This window comes from Modicisalibacter xianhensis (genome assembly GCF_900113605.1).
GTDB classification, from domain to species: domain Bacteria; phylum Pseudomonadota; class Gammaproteobacteria; order Pseudomonadales; family Halomonadaceae; genus Modicisalibacter; species Modicisalibacter xianhensis.
In genome coordinates, this window is the sequence record NZ_FOPY01000011.1 from 142,233 (window position 1) to 157,457 (window position 15,225).

The 15,225-nt window shown below is 63.2% G+C and carries 13 protein-coding genes; 9 read left to right on the forward strand and 4 right to left on the reverse strand.

Annotation, left to right across the window (positions count from 1 at the left end; genetic code table 11):
* Window positions 1–404: 404 nt before the first annotated feature.
* Window positions 405–2,096: a methyl-accepting chemotaxis protein gene (locus tag BM194_RS14110; protein ID WP_092847905.1), complete on the forward strand. Its 1,692-nt coding sequence runs from the start codon at window positions 405–407 to the stop codon at window positions 2,094–2,096.
* 95 nt (window positions 2,097–2,191) lie between these two features.
* Here BM194_RS14110 and BM194_RS14115 read toward each other — a convergent pair whose 3' ends face one another.
* Window positions 2,192–2,965, reverse strand: a complete 774-nt coding sequence (locus tag BM194_RS14115) for a TSUP family transporter (RefSeq protein WP_092847907.1) — start codon at window positions 2,963–2,965, stop codon at window positions 2,192–2,194.
* A 138-nt stretch (window positions 2,966–3,103) separates the two neighbouring features.
* A complete protein-coding gene (locus tag BM194_RS14120; RefSeq protein ID WP_092847909.1) occupies window positions 3,104–4,723 on the reverse strand; it encodes a Na+/H+ antiporter in 1,620 nt (539 codons plus the stop codon).
* A 338-nt stretch (window positions 4,724–5,061) separates the two neighbouring features.
* On the opposite strand from BM194_RS14120, the gene BM194_RS14125 reads away from it, so the two are divergent.
* The 3 genes from BM194_RS14125 (at window position 5,062) to BM194_RS14135 (ending at window position 6,271) form a co-directional block, all read left to right on the forward strand.
* The gene (locus tag BM194_RS14125) at window positions 5,062–5,382 is read left to right on the forward strand and encodes a carboxymuconolactone decarboxylase family protein (RefSeq protein ID WP_092847912.1); all 321 of its coding nucleotides are present in this window, start codon (window positions 5,062–5,064) and stop codon (window positions 5,380–5,382) included.
* A gap of 209 nt (window positions 5,383–5,591) precedes the next feature.
* Entirely contained in the window at window positions 5,592–5,996 is a 405-nt protein-coding gene (locus BM194_RS14130) for a ribonucleotide reductase subunit alpha (RefSeq protein ID WP_092847914.1), read from the forward strand.
* 59 nt (window positions 5,997–6,055) lie between these two features.
* Window positions 6,056–6,271, forward strand: coding sequence for a hypervirulence associated TUDOR domain-containing protein (locus tag BM194_RS14135; RefSeq protein WP_092847916.1), 216 nt, complete (start codon window positions 6,056–6,058; stop codon window positions 6,269–6,271).
* Window positions 6,272–6,294: 23 nt separating this feature from the next.
* Here BM194_RS14135 and narL read toward each other — a convergent pair whose 3' ends face one another.
* Together narL and BM194_RS14145 are read right to left on the reverse strand one after the other, a co-directional pair.
* Window positions 6,295–6,936, reverse strand: a complete 642-nt coding sequence (gene narL, locus BM194_RS14140) for a two-component system response regulator NarL (RefSeq protein WP_092847919.1) — start codon at window positions 6,934–6,936, stop codon at window positions 6,295–6,297.
* A complete protein-coding gene (locus BM194_RS14145) occupies window positions 6,936–8,768 on the reverse strand; it encodes a histidine kinase (RefSeq protein WP_092847922.1) in 1,833 nt (610 codons plus the stop codon). Before BM194_RS14145 ends, narL begins: the two co-directional genes overlap by 1 nt.
* A gap of 241 nt (window positions 8,769–9,009) precedes the next feature.
* Between BM194_RS14145 and BM194_RS14150 the strand changes: the two genes are divergently transcribed.
* The 5 genes from BM194_RS14150 (at window position 9,010) to narI (ending at window position 15,215) form a co-directional block, all read left to right on the forward strand.
* Entirely contained in the window at window positions 9,010–10,299 is a 1,290-nt protein-coding gene (locus BM194_RS14150) for an MFS transporter (RefSeq protein WP_244890976.1), read from the forward strand.
* Window positions 10,300–10,320: 21 nt separating this feature from the next.
* Window positions 10,321–11,736 carry a NarK family nitrate/nitrite MFS transporter gene (locus BM194_RS14155; RefSeq protein WP_092847925.1) on the forward strand — a complete coding sequence of 472 codons (1,416 nt, stop codon included), beginning with the start codon at window positions 10,321–10,323 and terminating at the stop codon, window positions 11,734–11,736.
* A 419-nt stretch (window positions 11,737–12,155) separates the two neighbouring features.
* Window positions 12,156–13,790, forward strand: coding sequence for a nitrate reductase subunit beta (narH, locus tag BM194_RS14160; protein ID WP_092847928.1), 1,635 nt, complete (start codon window positions 12,156–12,158; stop codon window positions 13,788–13,790).
* Window positions 13,783–14,520: a nitrate reductase molybdenum cofactor assembly chaperone gene (gene narJ, locus BM194_RS14165; RefSeq protein WP_092847931.1), complete on the forward strand. Its 738-nt coding sequence runs from the start codon at window positions 13,783–13,785 to the stop codon at window positions 14,518–14,520. The genes narH and narJ overlap by 8 nt, the downstream gene beginning before the upstream one ends.
* Before the next feature lie 17 nt (window positions 14,521–14,537).
* Window positions 14,538–15,215: a respiratory nitrate reductase subunit gamma gene (narI, locus tag BM194_RS14170; protein ID WP_092847933.1), complete on the forward strand. Its 678-nt coding sequence runs from the start codon at window positions 14,538–14,540 to the stop codon at window positions 15,213–15,215.
* Window positions 15,216–15,225 lie beyond the last annotated feature (10 nt).

Here is a 15,225-nt window from a genome sequence, read left to right on the forward strand (position 1 = left end):
GGACCCATGCCGCCCTGACCGCCCATCATGCCGGGGCCCATGCCGCCATGCATGTATGGCCTCATATCCCCCTGCCCACTCATCGGCCCATGAGCTGTAACGGCACTGCTGGCCAGAAGCCCCAAGCCCAGGGCCAGGCTCCATGCCAAGGTTTGCTGACGCATGTTCATCGGCCACCTCCTCGAAACACATGATTGTGATTGCAAGGTAGTCTGTCGCGGGGAGCCGCCCCATGACCTCGATCAACCATTGTGGTGCGTCCACCCTGCCTGGGTTCAGGCGGGGCTCTGGAGCAATCCCAGCAGACTGACCAGGATGAGCAGTCAAGCCCCGGCGCTTAAGCCTGGCCAGGTTCCGCCGATAACCAGTTATTCACATCACTGGCTGGTTGCAGGAGGGGCATCATGCTGTCTCGCTTCAAGATAGGCACGCGGCTTGGCGCCGCCTTTGGCATCATCACGTTATTGCTGCTGGGCTCGCTGAGCGCTGGCTGGCTCGGTCTATCGACCGTCAGGAATATTGCTCACCACGTACTGGAAACGGATGTCTCGCTGGCGCTCAACGCCTCGGAGGTTCAGCGACTGGCCCTCGAAGAACGGCGCTACGAGAAGGACAGCTTCATCAATATCGACAATGCCGAGAAAGTCCGCGCCTATCAGGAAAAATGGCTCAACACCCGTGAAAAACTCGATCAGGTACTGCAGGCCGGACAGGCCATGGCAACGACCGATGATCTGCGCGGGCTCTACACCGAAGCGGTCGATGCCTTGGAGGACTATGCCGCCGGCTATCAGGCCGTGATGAAAGATATCGCGGCGGGCAAGATCGCTGACACCAGCCAGGCCAACCAGGCGTTGGGAGATCACAAGGCCGCCATCTACCGTCTCGAGGAGAACGCCAACGCCATTGAGAGCCTGGCCATGGCGGACATCGCCAATTCCAATGCAGTCATTGATGTCGACTACCGTTATTCCCTGGCGGGCCTGCTGGGCTTTGCGGCCTTGGCACTGGTGGTCTCACTGACCCTGGCCTACGTCATCACCAAGAGTATTGTCCGTCCGCTGAGACGTGCCCTGCAGGCCGCTCAACAGGTTGCCAATGGCGACTTGCGCCAGAAGATCACCGTATCGGGCCAGGATGAAATCAGTGAGCTGCTCACCGCCATGGACACCATGAGCCGCTCGCTGACCCGGCTCGTCATGTCACTGCGCCATGCCGGCGAGAGCGTCTCCGTCGGCGCCAAGGAAATGGCACAGGGCAGCCAGGACCTTTCCTCACGGACGGAGGAACAGGCCAGTGCACTGCAGGAAACGGCGTCCAGCATGGAAGAAATGGCCTCGACCGTTCGGCAGAACACCGAATCGACGATGACCGCGGACGAGCTATCGGCCAATGCCTCCCGATCCGCTCAAGCCGGCGGCCAGGAAGTCGAACAGACGGCCCAACTCATGCGCGAAATCGCCGATAATTCGCAGAAAGTCAACGCCATCATTGGCGTGATCGACTCCATTGCCTTTCAGACCAATATCCTGGCCCTTAACGCCTCGGTCGAAGCCGCCCGTGCCGGCGAACAGGGACGCGGATTTGCGGTCGTGGCCAACGAGGTCCGCTCGCTGGCCAGCCGAAGTGCGGCATCGGCCAAGGAGATCCGCACCATGATCGAGGCAACGACCCTGCAGATCACGGCAGGCGCCAAGCAGGCAGAGCGCAGCGGCAAGATCATGCGCGAGACGGTCGAGGCCATCCGCCAGGTGTCGCTGCTTATCTCGGAAGTCGCCACGGCAACGCGGGAGCAGAATGGCGGCATCGAGCAGATCAATGTCGCCATTACCCAGATGGATTCGGTAACGCAGCAGAACGCGTCGCTGGTCGAGCAAGCCAGTGCCGCTGCCGAGTCTCTGGAAGAGCAGGCACAACGGCTGGCGGGGCTTATCGCCACCTTCAAGGTCAATGAACCCACCGAAAAGGGCCTGGTGCAGGCCTCCCCGAGCCAACCACAGGCAAGCACGCCTGCCATGCCGGCCCTGCCCGGTGCAGCTCGCCGCGAAACGGCCAGGCCGGTAAAGAAAGCCACGGAAGAGTGGACAGCGTTCTGAGATTCGTCCCGTCTACTCGAGTGCCACTGCAGCCCCGCTTACGCGGGGCGTTTTTTTCCATTGGCTGGCAACAGGCAACATCCCGGTCCAGAGGGCTACGACAATAGCCCAACCACGCTGATTACGATCAGCACCACGCCCAGCACACGGAAGAAGACCTGCGAATCGGCAGCCACCATGTAACGATGCACCCGCTCCCCCAGCAGGTGACCTGCGAACGCGCACGGCAGCAGCCAGAGATGATGGATCAACTGCAGGTCGATGCCGGCGATCAGGAACGACACCATCTTGATCACCACCAGGATGAACCACAGCACGAACAGCGTATCGCGCAGCTGGTGCTTGGCGACGTGGTTGGCGAATACCGCCACGATCAGCGGCGCGCCGATCAGTGACGTGCCGCTGACATAGCCGCCCAGGATCAGCAGCACGTAATCGACGTAGGTGTTCTTGCTCCTGAAAGGCTTGTTCAGCGCATAGCCCAGGGCATAGACGATGACGATGCCGAAGATGATCTTGGTCATTAGCTCGGCGGGCAGGCTGAGCAGCCCCACCACCCCGATCAGCTTGGGCACGATCATGATCTTCAGCGCCTTGCCCAGGTAATGCCAGTCGATGTTGCCCTGCCCCGGCTCGCTCGCACCGCCTGCGGCCTGTGCCTGACGGTGCCCGCGCCAGGCGATCCAGCTGGAAAAGATCAGCAGGTGAACGGCAATGATCGGCAGGAACACCAGCGGCTCGTTCAGCACCAGCAGCAGGAACGGCAGCGCCAGCACCGCCCCGCCGAATCCCAGACTGGTGCGCACGAATCCGCTCCAGGCGAAGATCAGACCGATGAGAACGTACTGGTACCAGAGTAGATCGGCCATGGATCGGGCGACGCCTCCTTGCGGTTCGAATGACAGGAACGCCCAAGGATAACGCATCCGGCATCACGCTCATGATTTGCGCCGTAATAAAGAAAGCCACGCCTGCCGGCGTGGCTCGCTCGTGTCACACTCAAACGCTCACTGCAGCGCCGCTTCGTCGTAGTCCAGCTCGCGGATCAACGTTTGCAGCATCTGCTCGTCGATGTGGCGACGCTTGCGCAACCGGTAGAGTTCCTTGCGCTGGACCTGGATAGCCTGCAGGCGCAGGTCGGTTTCCAGCGCATAGCGCTTGCTCGCATGCTCGGCCTGGTTGTCCCGTTCCAGCGCCATCGCCTGCAATTCCTGACGATAGGACTCGATGATGCGGGCGGTGACAGAATGCTTCATCTCGGCATCATCCTCGGCATGCTGACTGGCCCACTCTTCCAGCCACATGACGGCTGCCTGGGTGGCGGCCTGGCGCGCCTTGAGCAGTTCCTGCTCATGCTCTTCCAGGTCGTTGAGCGACAGGAACTTCATGAAGTAGGGAATGCCCAGCGCACCGACCAGCAGCGACAGGATGATCACCGCCGCGGACAGGAAGATCATCAGGTCGCGACCGGGGAAAGGGACACCGTCGATGAACAGCGGCACTGACAGGATACCCGCCAGGGTGATGGCGCCACGCACCCCCGCCACCGAACTCAGCGCAGTGATCAACAGCAGCGGCTGGCTCTGCCCGCCCTTGCCACGCAGCTTGAGCAGGCGTGTCTCGGTCCAGTGGTAGGCGTAGATGAAGGCGAAACGGATAGCCAACAGCACGGCCATGATCACCACGGCATACAACACCAGCGTTGGCATATTGTGGCCCTGGGTGCCGGAGGCCTCCCACACTCGCTCGATGATGCGTGGAAACTGCAGGCCAAGCAGCAGGAACACCACGCCATTGAAGCTGAAGTCGAGCATTTCCCACAGACTGCGACTGAGTATGCGCGTGCTGGTCTTCACCGGCAGCATGTCGACGCGACTCTGCACCATGCCGGCGGCCACGGCCGAGAGGATGCCCGACATCCCGGCATGTTCGGCGAGGAAGAATGCCGCGAACGGCAGCAACAGGATAGTGACCACGTAGGTCGCCGGGTCGTAGAGGTTGCGCGCGGTCATCCATTGCTTGATCTTGCCGACCGTCCAGCTCAGGCCACCGCCGATCACCAGCCCGCCCAGCGCCACCACCACGAATTCGCCCGACACCGACAGCAGCGAGAAACTGCCGGTAATGACGGCAGCGATGGCAATCTTGAACGAGACCAGGCCGGTGGCATCGTTCATCATCGCCTCGCCTTCCAGCTGGTGCGACATGTGCCGCGGCAGGCGGCCCTGGGCAATCGCGATCACCGACAGCGCGTCGGTGGGCGACAGTATCGCCGCCAGCGCGAAGCTCGCGGCCAGGGGGATCGATGGAATCAGCCAGTGGATGAAGTAACCCACCGCCACCACCGTGATCAGCACCAGCAGCAGCGACATGGCGGCAATCTGGCCGCCGTGCTCGGTAAACTCCTTTTTGGGAATCTTCCAACCGTCATAGAACAGCAGCGGCGGGATGAACAGCATCATGAAGATCTCGGGGTCCAGCTCGACTTCCATGCCGAACGGCGGCAGGGCCAGCAGGCTGCCCAGCAGGATCTGCAGAATGGGCAAGGGAAGCGGAATGAGGTTGGCGAGAATGCGACTGGCGCCAACGGCCAGGGTAAGCAGGAAGATGAGGTTGAGTATGTCCATGATGGTGGCAGGGCCGGCTAGGTAGCGAAGGAATCTTGTTACCGGTAGCTATCGGCGGAAGAACGGGTCTCTGCAATCTTTTGCGTGACGTCAGTGGCCGCTGCTCTACCGGCATTGCACCGGTCTCTCCCTGGCGCCGCCTCGGGACGGCAAGCGGGAGGAGTTGTTGCATAGCTTACGCCTAAAACAGCGTTTTGCTATGCAGCATACGTCGAAGAATCGAGCCGTCTTGACTGCAGTCATGTGCCGCCCGGGTTTTCGCTTGGTCAGCATTGGACGCTACGCTGTACTTGCAATGCATGATGTCATCACGACGACCAACGACAAGGAACCTACCCATGGATGACCAGCAGTTACCCTCCGGCGCCGGTGACGTGGCCCAGCACTATCCCGACGTCTGGAAGGCCTACGCCGCGCTGGGCAAGGCCTGTGCCGAGGCCGGCCCGCTGGACAAGCGCACGATTCGCTTGGTCAAGCTCGCCCTGGCGATCGGCGCACGCTCCGAGGGGGCGGTACATTCGCACACCCGCCGCGCCCTGTCGGAATCGCTCAGCGCCGAGGAACTCAAGCAGGTAGCCCTGCTCTCGATTCCCACCCTTGGCTTCCAGAATGCCGTGGCGGCATTGACCTGGATCGAGGACATCACCGAGCCGGAATAGTCTCAGATTCCCGCCCCGCCTGGCCCTGAGGCATCCGGCCAGGCGGAACGCCAAGTCTTGGGTACGGCACGTCGGGTTGTACGCTTGACTTGAATCAACACCGCATTGCGGCAAAGTCCGCACAGTGCCTGCCAGCGCCGCCCGAACCCTGCCTGCCAGGACGGAGTTCGGGCGCGCCCGTCATAGTCACCGTGTCGCGAGGAATCCTCATGGCCATTGCCAACTACACCGACCTGCTCGCCGAAGCTCACCGCCAACCCGACCCGCAGCGTCTGTTGTTCGTCTTCGCCAAGGCCGAGTTGCCCGATCATCCCGACGCCCAGCAGCGCGAGCGCTTCGAGCGAGGGGAAGGCGGCGTACTGACTCCGGCGCTGTGCGTCGACAAGACACTCGATGAGCTCAGCGACATGTCATCGCTGGTAAAAGAATCCCGCCGCACCGGCGTGGAGTGGGACATCGTGTTTGTCGCCGCACTGGCCGGCGACGGCGTGACCCCACCAACCAGCGAGGAGGCCGAAGGGCCCCTGCAGCACATGGTCGAGGCATTGCAGATGGGCAGCATCGGCAACTTCCTGGCCTTCGACCGTCAAGGCAACGCGGTCGACATCCAGTAACCCGGCAGGGGCTATGCTGGTAACCAATATTTCGTGAATCCATGCCAGAGAGGCCCAACATGGCAAGACGTTTCAAGGTCGGCGATCACGTGCGCTGGAACTCGGAAGTGGGGCATGTCACCGGGCGTGTCATCCGCGTGCACACCCGCGATACCGAGTACAAGGGACACCCCCGCCGTGCCAGCGAGGACGAGCCGCAGTACGAGGTCCAGAGCGACAAGACGGATCACATCGCCATGCACAAGGACTCGGCACTGAGCAAGCTCGACGACTAGGCTACGGCTGAGCCAAGTCTCGTCTACGAGACGCCCTGGTTGACTGCCCACACTGCCGCCTCGACCCGCGAGCGCAGGCTGAGCTTCTTGAGCAGGTTCTTGACGTGGACCTTCACCGTACCCTCGGTGATGTCGAGACGCTTCGCAATCATCTTGTTGCTCATGCCGCGTGCCAGCGCACGCAGGATGTCCAGCTCGCGAGAGGTGAGCGATGACAGGGCATCGGCGGGGGCGGCACGGCCACCGCTGACGATGCCGGCGAGGATCGCGGCAAGCTGCGGGCTGATCACCAGCTTGCCTTCGGCGGCCTCCTTGATGCGATCCAGCAGGTCTTCGGGCTCCATGTCCTTGAGCAGGTAGCCGTCGGCGCCCGCACGCAGCGCGGCGACCACATCGTCATCGGCATCCGAGACCGTGAGCATTACGATGCGGGTGTCGATGCCATTGCTGCGCATCTGGCGCAACGCCTCCAGGCCATCCATCCTGGCCATGTTCAGATCCATCAGGATCAGGTCGAGGTCTAACATGCCGGCCGCCTCGACAGCCTCGGCACCGTTGGCCGCCTCGCCGGCGATGACCATGTCCGGGTCCATCTCGACCAGTTGGCGTACGCCGCGCCGGAACAATGGATGGTCGTCGACGATCAGCAGTCGGGTCTCGCTCATCAGGTCCCTCCCAGTAGGGTGATCGATTCGCTGCCGGCGGTGACCTGCGGGGTGAAGCACAGCACGACCTCGGTCCCGCCCTCGGCGCGATTGCGCATGGTGAACGTACCGCCCAGCCCGGCGGCCCGCTCGTGCATGATGGTGGTGCCGTAGTGGTTCGGCCGCGCATGCTGCTCGGGCAGCCCCACCCCGTCATCACGGATACAGACCTTGACCTGACCGGCATCGGTAGTCTGCAAGTGAATATCGCAATTCTCGGCCCGGGCATGGTGAACCACGTTGGACAGTGCTTCGCGCACGATCTGCAGCACGTGGATCTCTTCATTGGGCGTCAGCGGGCAGTGGCGCAACTCATAGTCGAGCAGGATCTTCAGCTCGCCACGCTGGGCGAATTCGCGCACCGTCTCGTTGAGCGCCGCCTCGAGCCCGGGCTCGGTCATCTTGAGGCGGAAGGTATTGAGCAGTTCGCGCAACTGGCGATAGGCCGAGTTCAGTCCTTCGCGCAGCTCGTCGATGACCGCTTCTTGCTCGGCCTGGGGACGCTCCTGATGAATGAGCTTCTGCAGTCGCGCCACCTGAATTTTCAGGTAGGACAGCGACTGGGCCAGCGAATCGTGCAGTTCGCGGGCGATCACCGCGCGCTCGTCCATCAGCGCCAGGCGACGCTGCTCGTCGTTGTTCTGGGCCAGCGACAGATTGGTGGCAATCAGGCCCGCCACGGTCTCGACCAGGTCCAGTTGCCAGCGCAGCGGCGGCTGACCCGCCGGGTACTGCAGCAAGAGCACGCCATAGCGATGGTCGGACTCGCTGACCACCACCGGACGGACCCGCGGTGGCACCCGCTCGCCGCTCAGGCAAGGGCCGCAATCCGGTGCCACACAGAAATCGGGGCGATCGCCGAGCTGGGTGGAAATGCGCTGATAGGCGCGTTCGGCCTCGCCCTGCGCCAGGCACAAGGTGATTGGCCCCAGATCGGTCACCTGTTCCAAGTGCTCGAGCACGTCACGGAAATCCTCGCTGCCGGGGGCCGACCCATTGAGGCGCCGCGCCGTCTGGTAGAGCAGGCGCAACGCTTCATTGCTGCGCTTGAGTTCCGAGGTCTTGGCCTCGACCCGCTGCTCGAGCTCCGCGTACATCTGCGACAGGCTTTCGTTCATCTGGTTGATGGTGCGCGAGATCAGACCCAGCTCATCGTTGCCCGCATAGTCGACGCGTCCGTCGAAGTCGCCGTGGCGTACCCGGTTGACCACGTGGAACAGATCGCGCAGCGGCGGCATCACGTCGTTGAGCAGCTTGTACATGGCCACGAAGACCAGCACCAGGGTCAAGAACAGCACGATGCCCTGAAACAGGCGCAGCATCTGTATGCGCGACTCGGCCTCGCGCTGCAACTGGCCGACCAGGTTATCCACTTCGCTGACGAACTTGACGACCTGAGCGGCCAGCGCCTGAGGCGGGCGCGCCTCGGCGGTGAGCAGCGCCGGGCGCAGCATGCCCTGCCACGTCTCGGTCACGCTGGCGTAGCGGTCCGTCAGGGGGTGCTGCGGATCGTCGGGAATCAGCGAGGCAATGGCCGAGCCATTCAGGCTAGTGTCGAACAGCTCGATTTGCTGGCGCAGCACATCGTCATCCACCGGCACCTGCAACCGTGTGCTCAGCAGGCGGTAGGCCTGCATGCGCAGCGCCCCGGCCTTGTTGATGGCCGCGGCGTCGCCGCTGGCGGTCTCGGCGATCATGATCGAGCCGAGCATGCTGGTCAGGGCAAGCAGGACGATCCCCGCCATGGCAAGGCCGGCCCGGAAGATCAGCGAGCGGGTCAGGGACTGGGGCATATGCACTCCGGGCGGGACTACCACCAATGCCTCGCTGTGATGCCAGCGGGTGTCGATGCAGCCCCGTCACTCCATAAAGAACAGATAAAACAACGGGTTGAAAGAAAAAGCCTGACTACCTCTTAAGGAGTAGCCGGCCTAGCCTACCTTGTCCATCCCGCAGGCCATCTTGACTCGAGTCAACAAGGGTCGCGCGCGTCGTGCCTATGGTGGCCTCGATGATCCACCGGGAGGGCTCGCGATGGCCAGCCAACACTACAAGCAACTCTCCGTGCTCACCCTGAGCACCACGGCATTCACACTGTGTTTCGCGGTGTGGGTGATGTTCGCCATTATCGGCATTCCCATCAAGGCGGAGCTGGGCCTGACGGAAACCCAGTTCGGCCTGCTGGCCTCGACGCCCGTACTCACCGGCGCGCTGAGCCGGCTGCCGCTGGGCATGCTCACCGATCGTTACGGCGGCCGCCTTGTCTTCACCGTGCTGCTGTTGAGCACCGTGGTGCCGATCTGGCTGATCTCGGAAGCCACCGCCTACTGGCACTTTCTGGTGCTGGGGCTCTTCGTCGGCCTGGCCGGCGGCTCGTTCGCGGTAGGCATCGCCTACACCGCGCGCTGGTTCAGCAAGGCACGCCAAGGCCTGGCCATGGGCATCTTCGGTGCCGGTAATGCCGGTGCGGCGATCACCAAGTTCGTCGCGCCGAGCCTGGTGGTCGCCTTCGGCTGGCAGATGGTGCCGCGCGTCTATGCCGTCGCCATGCTGGTCATGGCCGTGGTCTTCTGGCTGTTCACCTTTACCGACAAATCGCATCAGTTGAGCGCCAACGTGTCGCTGAAGCAGCAGCTAGCCCCGCTCAAGGATGCCCGCGTGTGGCGCTACTGCCAGTACTACTCGATCGTCTTCGGTGGCTACGTAGCGCTGTCGCTATGGCTGACCAAGTACTACATCAGCGAGTACGGCCTGTCGATCCAGACCGCCGCGTTGATCGCCACGGTGTTCATCCTGCCTTCCGGCGTGATCCGCGCCCTCGGCGGCTGGCTCTCCGACCGCTTCGGTGCACATTCAGTGACCTGGTGGGTGATGTGGACCGCCTGGATCTGCCTGTTCCTGCTTTCCTATCCCAGAACCGACATGACCGTACAGACCGTCGACGGTACTGCCGAATTCGCCCTGGGTCTCAACGTATGGGCCTTCACGGCACTGCTGTTCGTGGTGGGCATCGCCTGGGGCTTCGGCAAGGCCTCGGTGTTCAAGTACATCGCCAACGACTTCCCCAACGACATCGGCGTGGTATCCGGCATCGTCGGCCTGTTCGGTGGCCTGGGCGGTTTCCTGCTGCCAGTGCTGTTCGGTGTGCTCCTCGACGTCACCGGCATCAACAGCAGCATCTTCATGCTGCTTTACGGCGTCACCTGCGTCTCCCTGCTGTGGATGTACTTCGCCGAAGTGCGCCGCAGCGACTACTTCACACGCTCCGTCTCCGGCATTGAGGCCGGCAAGGACAGCGTGCCTGCTCCCATCACTGACCGTTAAACGGCTCCGGAGGATATTGTCATGAGCGTTTCTCATCCCATCGGCGCAGGCTCCAGAACGGGGCCGGTCCTGGTCGACTGGCGGCCGGAGGACAAGGGCTTCTGGTCGTCCATCGGCAAGCCCATTGCCAAGCGCAACCTGTGGATCTCGATTCCCGCCCTGCTGCTGTCGTTCGTGGTGTGGATGGTGTGGAGCGTGGTGGTGGTCAACCTGCCCCGCGTCGGCTTCACCTATTCCACCAACGAGCTGTTCCTGCTCGCCTCGCTGCCCGGCCTGTCGGGGGCCACGCTGCGCATCTTCTACTCGTTCATGGTACCGATCTTCGGTGGCCGGCGCTGGACGGCGATTTCGACCTTCTCGCTGGCGATCCCGGCCCTGGGCATCGGCTTCGCCACCCAGACGCCCGACACGCCCTACTGGATCATGGTGGTACTGGCGATCCTGTGCGGCTTCGGTGGCGGCAACTTCGCCTCCAGCATGGCCAACATCAACTACTTCTTTCCCAAGGACGAGAAGGGCACCGCGCTGGGCTTGAACGCCGGCCTGGGCAACCTGGGCGTGTCGGTGGTGCAGTTTGTGGTGCCACTGGTGATCACTGCCGGCGTGTTCGGCGCCCTGGGCGGCGAGCCGTTGACGATGACCAAGGACGGCACGTCACAGCCGATCTGGCTGCAGAACGCCGGCTTCATCTGGGTGCCGTTCATCCTGCTCACCGCCGTCGCCGCCTGGTTCGGCATGAACGACATCGCTGACGCCAAGGCCTCGTTCCGCGAGCAGGCGATCATCTTCAAGCGCAAGCACAACTGGCTGATGTGCTGGCTCTATGTGGGTACCTTCGGCTCGTTCATCGGCTTCTCTGCCGGCTTTCCGATGCTGATCTCCAACCAGTTCCCCGACGCCAACGCCATGCAGTACGCCTTCCTCGGCCCGTTGGTCGGCGCCCTGCTGCGCCCGGTCGGCGGTTGGCTCTCCGACAAGCTGGGCGGCGCCAAGGTCACGCTGTGGACGTTCGCCGGCATGTCCCTGGCGGTGTTCGGGGTGATCTCCTTCCTGCCCAGCGCCGAGAGTGCCGGCAACTTCTGGGGATTCCTGGCCATGTTCATGGTGCTGTTCGCGCTGTCCGGTATCGGCAACGGCTCCACGTTCCGCATGATCCCGGTGATCTTCATGACCCAGCACCAGCGCGAGGCCGGTGACGACCCCCAGGCTCGCGAGCAGGCCTCCAAGCAGGCTGCCAAGGAAGCCGGCGCGGTGCTCGGCTTCACCTCGGCCATCGGTGGCTACGGGGGCTTCTTCATTCCCAAGAGCTACGGCACGTCGATCGCCCTGACCGGCAGCGTCGAAGGCGCCCTGCTGACCTTCGTGGCCTTCTATGTCACCTGCATCGTGATGACCTGGTGGTACTACGCGCGCAAGAACGCCGAGGCGCCGTGCTGATCCGCCCCTGTCTCGACACTCCCCAGAGCCGGCGCCCGCCGGCTCTTTTCGTTGTTGTCCCGCTATTACGCTACTCAAGCCCGCTACGCGGGTCGCCCCTACCCCCAATGAACCCCGTGGATTTACCAGCTACCCCCTAAGGCATAGGCCGCCGATAAAACCGCTTGAAAAGCAAAGCGTTGCAGAAACGCAGCCGACTACCCCCAAGGGAGTACGCGGCCTCCCGACGCCAGAAGACGGGCCTGACGACTTGATTCGAGTCAACAACCTCACCCGCCGGAAGGCCCAAAGTGACCTCCGAAACGACGCTTCAACGGGTCCAGGGAGACATCGTGCAGCGGCCCGATCCGGCGGAGACGCCCGGCCCTGATGCACCGCTGCCGACTGGTTGAAGAGACAACGACTGCGGAGACCGTGATATGAAAATTCGCTCACAGGTGGGCATGGTCCTCAACCTCGACAAGTGTATCGGCTGCCACACCTGCTCGGTGACCTGCAAGAACGTCTGGACCAGCCGCGAAGGCGTCGAGTACGCCTGGTTCAACAACGTCGAGACCAAGCCTGGTGTCGGCTATCCCAAGGAGTGGGAGAACCAGAAGAAATGGAAGGGTGGCTGGCTGCGCAACAAGAATGGCTCGATCCAGCCACGCATCGGCGGACGTTACCGCGTGCTCGCCAAGCTGTTCGCCAACCCCGACCTGCCCGAGATCGACGACTACTACGAACCGTTCGACTTCGACTACCAGCACCTGCACAAGGCCGGCGAAGGCCAGCACCAGCCGGTGGCACGCCCGCGTAGTGCCATTACTGGCCAACGCATGAACAAGATCGAATGGGGCCCCAACTGGGAAGAGATCCTGGGTACCGAATTCGCCAAGCGCCGTAAGGATGCCAACTTCGAGAAGGTCCAGGCCGATATCTACGGCCAGTTCGAGAACACCTTCATGATGTACCTGCCGCGCCTGTGCGAGCACTGCCTCAACCCGACGTGCGTGGCGTCGTGCCCGAGCGGCGCGATCTACAAGCGCGAGGAAGACGGTATCGTGCTGATCGATCAGGACAAGTGCCGCGGCTGGCGCATGTGCATTTCGGGCTGCCCGTACAAGAAGATCTACTACAACTGGAAGACCGGCAAATCCGAGAAGTGCATCTTCTGCTATCCGCGCATCGAGTCCGGCATGCCGACGATCTGCTCCGAGACCTGCGTGGGCCGTATCCGCTATCTGGGCGTGATGCTCTACGACGCCGATCGTATCCAGGAAGTGGCATCGTCTCCCGACGAGCGTGACCTGTATCATCGCCAGCGCGACATCTTCCTCGATCCCTTCGATCCTGAAGTCATCGCCCAGGCCAAGCGCGACGGTATCCCCGAGAACGTGATCAAGGCCGCCCAGGCCTCGCCGGTCTACAAGCTGGCCATGGACTGGGGCCTGGCCCTGCCGCTGCACCCGGAATATCGCACCCTGCCCATGGTGTGGTACGTGCCGCCGCTCTCGCCGATCCAGTCCGCCGCCGAGGCCGGCCACATCGAAAGCGACGGCGTGTTGCCCGACATCGAGTCGCTGCGCATCCCGGTGCGCTACCTGGCCAACCTGCTCACCGCCGGAGAAGAAGAACCCGTGGTACTGGCACTCAAGCGCCTGATGGCAATGCGCCTGTACAAGCGCGCCCAGCAGGTCGATGGCCGCCAGGCCAATGATGTCCTCGACGCCGTGGGTCTGAGCGAGGCGCAGGTCGAAGAGATGTACCGCTACCTGGCCATCGCCAACTACGAAGATCGCTTCGTGATACCCACCAGCCATCGCGAGCAGGCCCGCGAGGCCTTCCCCGAGCGCGGCGGCTGCGGCTTCTCGTTCGGCAACGGCTGCCATGGCGGCGACAGCGACGCCAGCCTGTTCGGCGCGCGCAAGCACACCACCACGCTGATCAAGCCGGCCCATCAACATGAACACGAACACGCCTCATCGCTTGCCCAGGCCGATGTGGTCAGCCACTACACCCCAAAGCCGGCCCAGCCGAAACGCCCCGCGCCGGAGGAAGAATCCAATGCGTAGTCTGATCGTCCTTGCCCGCCTGCTCGACTATCCCAGCGCGGAGTTGCAGCAGGCTGCCGCTGACATGCAGGCCATCGTCGCCAACGAGGCCCACCTGAGCCACCCGCAGCGCGCCGCGCTGCATGGCTGGATTGGACGCATCGCCAGCACCGACCTGCTCGACCTGCAGGCCGACTACGTGGCGCTGTTCGACAAGGGTCGCGCCACCTCGCTGTTGCTCTTCGAGCACGTCCACGGCGAGTCCCGCGACCGCGGCCAGGCCATGGTCGACCTGCTCGAGCAGTACCGCCAGGCTGGCTTCGAGCTCAGCGCCCGCGAGCTACCGGACTACCTGCCGGTATTTCTCGAGTACCTGTCGACCCGCGACGAGGCCGACATTGCCCAGCAGTTGAGCGATATCGCCCACATCCTGGGACTGCTTGCCGCCCGCCTGCGCGAGCGGGAATCGGACTATGCGCTGGTACCCGCCGCCCTGCTGGCCATGATCGGTGCCGATACCGCCATCGATGCGCATGCCGAGGCCGTCAGCAAGGAAGCCCGCGACGATACGCCCGCCGCCCTCGATGCCGTGTGGGAAGAAGAAGCCGTGCGCTTCAACGCCAAGTCCGACGAGGATTGCGCGCTGCAATCCGCCACCGGCCGCCGCCAGGCGGAACTCAAGCGCCAGTCCCAGGCCGAGATGCCGATTCGTATCGTGCCGCCGGCCGTCGATGCCTCGTTAGGTCACTGAATCAGGAGCCTGCCGTCATGAACTACCTCAATGAACTGCTGTTCGGCCTGTATCCCTATGTGGCCGGTACCATCTTCCTCGCCGGTGCCCTGCTGCGCTTCGACCACGGCCAGTACACCTGGAAGACCGGCTCCAGCCAGATGCTCTCCAAGCACCAGATGCGCCTGGGGAGCAATCTGTTCCACATCGGCATCCTGGTGATCTTCTTCGGTCACCTGGTCGGGCTGCTCACCCCGCACTGGGTCTACGCACCGTTCATCAGCGCCGGCACCAAGCAGGTCATTGCCATCATCGTCGGCGGCATCGCCGGCGTGATGTGCCTGGTCGGCGGCGCCATGCTGCTGCATCGCCGCCTGACCAACCCGCGCGTTCGCGCCACCTCCAGCCGTGCCGACATCGTGATCCTGGCGCTGCTGGTCGCCCAGGTGTCGCTGGGCCTGCTGACCATCATTCCCGCCATGGGCCACCTCGACGGTGGCGCGATGCTGAATCTCGCCGAGTGGGCGCAGTCCATCGTGTTCTTCAAGGGCGGCGCTGCCGAGCACCTGGCCGAGATCGGGCTGATCTACAAGCTGCACATCCTGCTCGGCCTGACCATCGTGCTGGTGTTCCCGTTCACCCGCCTGGTGCATGTGTGGAGCGCGCCGCTGGGGTACGTCGGCCGTCGCTATCAAATTGTCCGTCGCCGGACCTGAGACGGAGGAA

What these genes read in the sequence shown, in the direction of transcription:
- BM194_RS14110 (WP_092847905.1), top strand. Translation starts at nt 405, where the DNA reads ATGCTGTCTCGCTTCAAGATAGGCACGCGGCTTGGCGCCGCCTTTGGC.
- BM194_RS14115 (WP_092847907.1), bottom strand. Translation starts at nt 2,965, where the DNA reads ATGGCCGATCTACTCTGGTACCAGTACGTTCTCATCGGTCTGATCTTC.
- BM194_RS14120 (WP_092847909.1), bottom strand. Translation starts at nt 4,723, where the DNA reads ATGGACATACTCAACCTCATCTTCCTGCTTACCCTGGCCGTTGGCGCC.
- BM194_RS14125 (WP_092847912.1), top strand. Translation starts at nt 5,062, where the DNA reads ATGGATGACCAGCAGTTACCCTCCGGCGCCGGTGACGTGGCCCAGCAC.
- BM194_RS14130 (WP_092847914.1), top strand. Translation starts at nt 5,592, where the DNA reads ATGGCCATTGCCAACTACACCGACCTGCTCGCCGAAGCTCACCGCCAA.
- BM194_RS14135 (WP_092847916.1), top strand. Translation starts at nt 6,056, where the DNA reads ATGGCAAGACGTTTCAAGGTCGGCGATCACGTGCGCTGGAACTCGGAA.
- narL (WP_092847919.1), bottom strand. Translation starts at nt 6,936, where the DNA reads ATGAGCGAGACCCGACTGCTGATCGTCGACGACCATCCATTGTTCCGG.
- BM194_RS14145 (WP_092847922.1), bottom strand. Translation starts at nt 8,768, where the DNA reads ATGCCCCAGTCCCTGACCCGCTCGCTGATCTTCCGGGCCGGCCTTGCC.
- BM194_RS14150 (WP_244890976.1), top strand. Translation starts at nt 9,010, where the DNA reads ATGGCCAGCCAACACTACAAGCAACTCTCCGTGCTCACCCTGAGCACC.
- BM194_RS14155 (WP_092847925.1), top strand. Translation starts at nt 10,321, where the DNA reads ATGAGCGTTTCTCATCCCATCGGCGCAGGCTCCAGAACGGGGCCGGTC.
- narH (WP_092847928.1), top strand. Translation starts at nt 12,156, where the DNA reads ATGAAAATTCGCTCACAGGTGGGCATGGTCCTCAACCTCGACAAGTGT.
- narJ (WP_092847931.1), top strand. Translation starts at nt 13,783, where the DNA reads ATGCGTAGTCTGATCGTCCTTGCCCGCCTGCTCGACTATCCCAGCGCG.
- narI (WP_092847933.1), top strand. Translation starts at nt 14,538, where the DNA reads ATGAACTACCTCAATGAACTGCTGTTCGGCCTGTATCCCTATGTGGCC.